This window comes from Pseudoalteromonas sp. SR41-1 (assembly GCF_014164015.1).
Classification (GTDB): domain Bacteria; phylum Pseudomonadota; class Gammaproteobacteria; order Enterobacterales; family Alteromonadaceae; genus Pseudoalteromonas; species Pseudoalteromonas distincta.
Genome location: NZ_JACJEK010000039.1, coordinates 1 through 5746, shown reverse-complemented (window position 1 = coordinate 5746; position 5746 = coordinate 1). Strand labels below are relative to the sequence as shown.

General features: G+C 39.4%; 6 protein-coding genes and 1 pseudogene. All 7 read right to left on the bottom strand.

Annotation, left to right across the window (positions count from 1 at the left end; all coding sequences use genetic code 11):
- Positions 1 to 441: 441 nt before the first annotated feature.
- Positions 442 to 783, bottom strand: coding sequence for an immunity protein YezG family protein (locus H5118_RS20250; RefSeq protein ID WP_182749969.1), 342 nt, complete (start codon positions 781 to 783; stop codon positions 442 to 444).
- A gap of 9 nt (positions 784 to 792) precedes the next feature.
- Positions 793 to 1599, bottom strand: a complete 807-nt coding sequence (locus H5118_RS20245; protein ID WP_182749967.1) for a PoNe immunity protein domain-containing protein — start codon at positions 1597 to 1599, stop codon at positions 793 to 795.
- Between the two features lie 5 nt (positions 1600 to 1604).
- Positions 1605 to 2351, bottom strand: a complete 747-nt coding sequence (locus tag H5118_RS20240) for a PoNe immunity protein domain-containing protein (RefSeq protein ID WP_182749965.1) — start codon at positions 2349 to 2351, stop codon at positions 1605 to 1607.
- Positions 2352 to 2359: 8 nt separating this feature from the next.
- Positions 2360 to 3127, bottom strand: coding sequence for a hypothetical protein (locus tag H5118_RS20235; RefSeq protein WP_182749963.1), 768 nt, complete (start codon positions 3125 to 3127; stop codon positions 2360 to 2362).
- 199 nt (positions 3128 to 3326) lie between these two features.
- Positions 3327 to 3668 carry an immunity protein YezG family protein gene (locus H5118_RS20230; protein ID WP_182749961.1) on the bottom strand — a complete coding sequence of 114 codons (342 nt, stop codon included), beginning with the start codon at positions 3666 to 3668 and terminating at the stop codon, positions 3327 to 3329.
- Positions 3669 to 3683: 15 nt separating this feature from the next.
- Positions 3684 to 4226: a hypothetical protein gene (locus H5118_RS20225; RefSeq protein WP_182749959.1), complete on the bottom strand. Its 543-nt coding sequence runs from the start codon at positions 4224 to 4226 to the stop codon at positions 3684 to 3686.
- Positions 4226 to 5746 (bottom strand): annotated as a pseudogene (locus H5118_RS20220) (hypothetical protein); the annotation flags it as partial. The gene H5118_RS20225 and the pseudogene H5118_RS20220, both read right to left, overlap by 1 nt.

Here is a 5746-nt window from a genome sequence, read left to right as displayed (position 1 = left end):
TGCGTTTTTTACAGGGGTGCCATCTTGATAAACATAAAGCAAATCCACTACGCTTGACGTTGTTGCAGCAATACCTGCGTCATTAATGGTTATATCACTAATGCGGCTAATATTGGCAGGGCTTGTGTTGCTCGGTGCCCGCGCTGTTTGTGGGCTAGTTATGTCGTAATCTACCAGTCCATCAAAGGTTATAAATGTGCCATCGAGTGTGAGTACGTTAGTGGCGGTAATATCAACATTGCCTTGGCTGTCGAGTTTTATCTCACCGCCCGCGTTGTGAATAATTCACTTAAATATTGTTTGCACAAAGAGAAAAGAATGAGAAGCAAATGAGGGCGTTAATCATATAAATTAGTCATTTATTGAAAAGCTAGGGCGCTAATTTTTAGCGCCTAGCTTCACAACATCCATGTTGTTAAAGAGCAGTTAAATCAATATTTTTTAATAAGTTTGTTGTGCATTGATAACGTCATCATCATTATTATCGCGCTCAAAGTTTAAATTAAACTGGCCTTGACGAGTAATGGTAAAAATAGCGCGCTGCCAATCCTCAACTTCGTTTTTAATAGCATGGTCAAATAATGTTTTAAATAACTCAGTTATATTTTCAGATACTATGATTGCATGCTGTGTTCCGTCATCTGCTTTTATAAAGTGGGCTTTGCACTCAATCACATTATTATCGCAATCTAAAATAAGCTGAGCTTCAAACCACGGCTCATCTATTTGCTGATAAAGGTACTGACCTAGGTGTTGCGGGATGTTTTTAATGTCTGGTTGCATGGGCTATCCTTAACGCTCAGGTTTATTACGTATTAAATCATTGGCTAGCATTGGGTGTGGCGTAAGCTGTGTTTTAGTTATACCAAGTAAGTTTGCCACTAATGCATGCTCTAAACACCAGTAGCCAATGTAATAATCAGTATATTCAAATTCACAATCACATTCATGGTTGCCGTGCCAGTCGGCATCATCAAGTTGGGCATACCACTGCGATATAAACTGGTTTAGCTTCTGTGCTTGCGTATTTTTATCAAGACTAAAGGCGTCAAACAAACACTGGTAAACATCAGGGTAATAGAGGGTCTTTGCCATAGGGCGCTGTGAATCACCGAGCTTTACGGCAATAGCATCAAATAATGCATCTTTACCTTGTTCACCAATGACATCAAGCGTTTTACTAATATGCTCAGTGGGCGCATCGCAGGCAACTAGCAACGACAGCCACCAAAGCGTATAAATATAGCGATTTATATTCGCAGAGCCACATGCCTCGCCAGCGCCGCCAAGTTGCTCAAAATCAACACGGTAAAACTGATGGGGTTGTGGAATGTTATTAGCTACCAAGGTGAGCTGTTCACGATAAGGTAAAATAGCGAGTACAAAAGGGCGTAGTTCATCAATCGAGGCACCATAAGAATAATGCGCTACAGCTCGCATAATCGCTAGTTGAAACAATCTCTGAGCCACATCAACGCGCTGAGTAGGGGAGGTAAATACAGCGTCGTCGAGTGCGGCTTGTGTTTCAGTTAGAGCTTCATCAAGGTCACTCGTAAGTGTTTGAAAGTAGCCTTCATCCTGACGGTTATCACGTAACATCCATGTCATCCTTTAAAGTGAACTAAATCTTTAGGGTAATACGGGTGGTCAATAAAGCTACTGTCGTCAATATTATAAAGTTTAACGACTAAAGCTGCTTCCCAGCTCCAATACCCAATGTAAGCATCCGTATCCATCAAATGATAGTCGGGTGAATCTATCAGTTCATACCATGCATCGAGGTATGCTTTCATTAAAGAAGATTGCTGATCGGGCTCTGCGATGATTACATCATACAACTTTGTAAATCGCTTTTTGAATAATAGCTTATCTGAAATAGGCCGTTTAACGTCTCCCATTTTCAATGCAATAGAGTCGAACAATACATCAAGACCTTGATTAGCGATTAATTTTAGAGCCTGCGCGTAATACCTATCACCCATATCTAAACAATAAGCAAAAGCGAGCCAGTCGAGCCAGTTTTCAAGATAGTCAGTGCGAATTTCCTCCCATCCAATGCGATCTTTTTGTTCATTTGCAGGCAAGGAATCGGCATAGTTTTTTTGCCATTGACGGTATTCAAGTGCTTCAAGTAAATGAGGTTTAAGCTCAGTTAAATTGTCTCCGCGGGAGTAGCGTTCGTGAAGCAAACGAACTACATAATCAACCAACCCAAAAGATAATTTCATTTTAACTTCTGCAGAAAACTCATTGTTATGTTTAACATCATTTAAGTAATCTTCGATAGTTTCTAAACTAAATTCTACTTGTTCATCAAAGTAAGCTTTGCTTTTTAATTTATCTCTTAACATTTCTACTCCTAAAATCCTTGGGGTGTCCCAATGATATTACCTTGCTTATTTAGCTCTTTAACTAATAAATTACCGTCAGGTTTATTGCGAATTAGTATCTTTTCAACTGAGCCGTCATTTGTACGTATTGCTTTCAAAATTTTTGCTCGTTCTTTCCTGCTTAGTCCTGCTTTTTGTAAGCGTTTATCAGTAACCCAATCATCGCTCATTTGCTTGCCGTCACCAGTCATTCCTTGCCTGGCTTTGTTGTACTTGGCTTCAGTAATGGCTGTTTTTGGTGGCGGGCCTATATGAGAGTAAATACCATCAATGCCCGTTTCGCCCATTTTATACTGACCATTTGTATTACCGATGGGTTTATAGTTTTTTGAGGTCATTAACGCATGGGCATTATATTCACCTGCGGCTGCTTTTCTATGATTAAGTGATTTAAACATATCTTTAAAATCATCAGGTGTTTTCAGGTTTAAGCGATTCGCTGCTTTAGCCCCTTTAAGCTCATTACTAATTGGCGCATCTAATTCATTCGCAATAGTCTTTTTAGGCTTACCCACAATACCGGTGCTTTTCGGCGGCTCGAATTCATCAAGGGCTTTGTTTACGCGATTGCCAATTTCACTGGCTGCGCCTTTAACCCCTTGGTCTATTTTGGGGGTAACTTCATCAAGTTGTTTAATGGTGGCTTGCATGCCGTCTATGGCAAGCTGTGGCAGCAGTAGGTCGTATCGCCAACTTGTTGATATTTCATGAATAGTAAACTGACTATTTAATAGCACTTTTACTCTTTAAGCGCAGCGCCTCTAGCCCTCTTTGTGAATAATTCATTTAAAATATTTTTTGCACAAAGAGAAAAGAATGAGAAGTAAATGAGGGCGTTAACCATAAAAAACAGTCATTATGTGAAAGGTTAGGCGCTAATTTTTAGCGCCTAACTTCACAACATCCATGTTGTTAAAGAGCGGGTTAAATTAATACTTAACGTGTTGGAACCGCGGCTATTGCTTCATCATCATTATTATCGCGCTCAAAGTTTAAGTTAAACTGGCCTTGTCGAGTGATAGTAAAAATAGCTCGCTGCCAATCCTCAACTTCGTTTTTAATCGCATGGTCAAATAACGTTTTAAACAACTCAGTTATATTTTCAGATACAGCAATTGCATGCTGTGTTTTGTCATCTGCTTTAATAAAGTGAGCTTTGCACTCAATCACATTATTATCGCAATCTAAAATAAGCTGTGCTTCATGCCATGGCTCTTTAATTTGTTGATAAAGGTACTGACCTAGGTGTTGCGGGATGTTTTTAATGTCGGGTTGCATGGGCTTTCCTTTCAGTTATTTAGATAAATCATCAACCGATTCGCCTAGCTTTAAATAATTCAGCAGCTCGTTTTTATCCATAGGCCCTGTAATTTCTTCATCAAGAATTTCATCATTATCCCAATAACCTGAAATGGTATAATCGATATTCGAGCCTATTTTTTTCGTTTTCATATATGTTGAATAAAAAGTATCCCAGTATTTATTATCTATTTCATGCCACCACTCACCAAAACCACCTATGTTATCAACATCGCGTGATAGGCCTCTTAAATTACCAGCAGAGCTTGCAATTCCTGTAAGGTGGCCTTTTTTAGCTTTTTCAAAGTGTTCAAGCGCATTCTGAGCGCCGCGTTTTATATTGGGAGCGCCTCGGAGTTGCCATGACTTAAAGTTGTCCATGTTTAAAGTCGGATTTTTTTGCAACTGGAGTTCAAACTCATTCATTCCGGCTTCAAGCGTTTCAACAATTTCCTGATAACTATCCACGTAAAGTTTGATGTAGTCTATTGAAGTAAACTTCCTCTCGAGGAGTGTTTTTTTTGCATTTTCATTCATTATATTGCATCCGGCCAATTTGTTAGTTTTGGTTGTATTTTGTCACCAGTGATTAAACCAGGCTTGATAAATATCTGTGTTTCAGCTCCTTTTAAATAAAAGTTATTGCCTTCAAACTCTTCATATTTCTGCCCAGCCACACCGCCGACCCATACTTTTTCATCTTGCTCTAGTATGTGTTCAATATAGTGACCATTGTCATTCCATGAATCTTTAACTGCATAATTTTCTCGCCATTGCGCTTTTGACATAGGTAACTCAAAGGCCCAGTAGGCGCCAGAGCTTTGACGAGTTGCTTCAGATGTGCCTTCGTCAATAATACGATAAATCTTTGTTCCTTTGGGAAGTGTGTCCGCTTTTAAATCGGTGAAGTTTTCAAAATTGTCACCATATCTTAAATCCGGCCATCCTTCATCTATTTTGCCCAAGCTATTTTCATCTAGTTTCTTTAATCCTTTAAAGTCATCAGGCATTATCCCCTCATTTGCCCCAAGAGGCCTTCCATTTGGCATAAGTGTGTAACTATCAGGCCAGTCACCATTTTGTTGCCCATGGGGGTGGTGACGTTTAAAAATAATAGGTGAGCTACCAATCGCTTTTACACCATCTTTAATTTTATAAGGTAGCTCTATGTCACTGGCATCTAATTCAGCAGTTTTTGCTTTAACAGGCTGGCCGGTATTACCTCTTACAACGCGACCTTTGGCATTATTTAATAGTGCTTCGTCAACGTAGCCTTTAATACGATTAATGCCTTGCTGTATTCCTGAGTCTACTTTAGTTTCAAACTGTTTTAATTTAGTTAAGGTACTTTCAATAGACTTAATAGCATGATTGTCTAACATTTTGCGAATTAACCAAGAGTCTAAGATAGACTCAAGTGCTTCTTTAATTGTGCTAATTTGATTTTTAACCGCTTTTGTTGAGTCTTGAGTGAGTTTTGACCAATCCAGATTTTTAAGAAACGCGTGTGGGTCGCCTTTACCCAGTTTTCGCAATACGGCAAAGGCTGCATCAAGTGTTGCCCCCATATTTTTTATAATGACTTTTAGAGTGCCTTTTAACGCACTACCAAGGATAGGAACTAAGCCAATAGCTGTTAAAGAAAGTGCTAGCCATCCGTCGCTATCATTGCTTTCGTCATCATCACTTAAGACCATAATATTTGCGCAGATATCACGACAATCCATTAACTGATCAATAACGGGGATCATAGATATTACACTACCCACTACTATTTGGGATGTACTTGGGTTTCTATTAAAATCGCCTTGCAGCGCTCCCCAAAGCCAATTGCCTGATGTTGCGGCTAAGTTATTAGCCTCATTAAGTAAAGCTGTGTTATTAGTTTCAATCATTTTTACCGCTTGTTGCGGTGTTATTTTTCCATAAAGCGGGTTTGGTGTGGTGTTATCTTGAGGTTCATACTCGCGCGTATCTTCCCCATATTGAACAGTAAATTGCCCATTTGGTACATCGGTTAATTGCGCTATACCGTCTTCATCTAGCTGGCCTGTGCT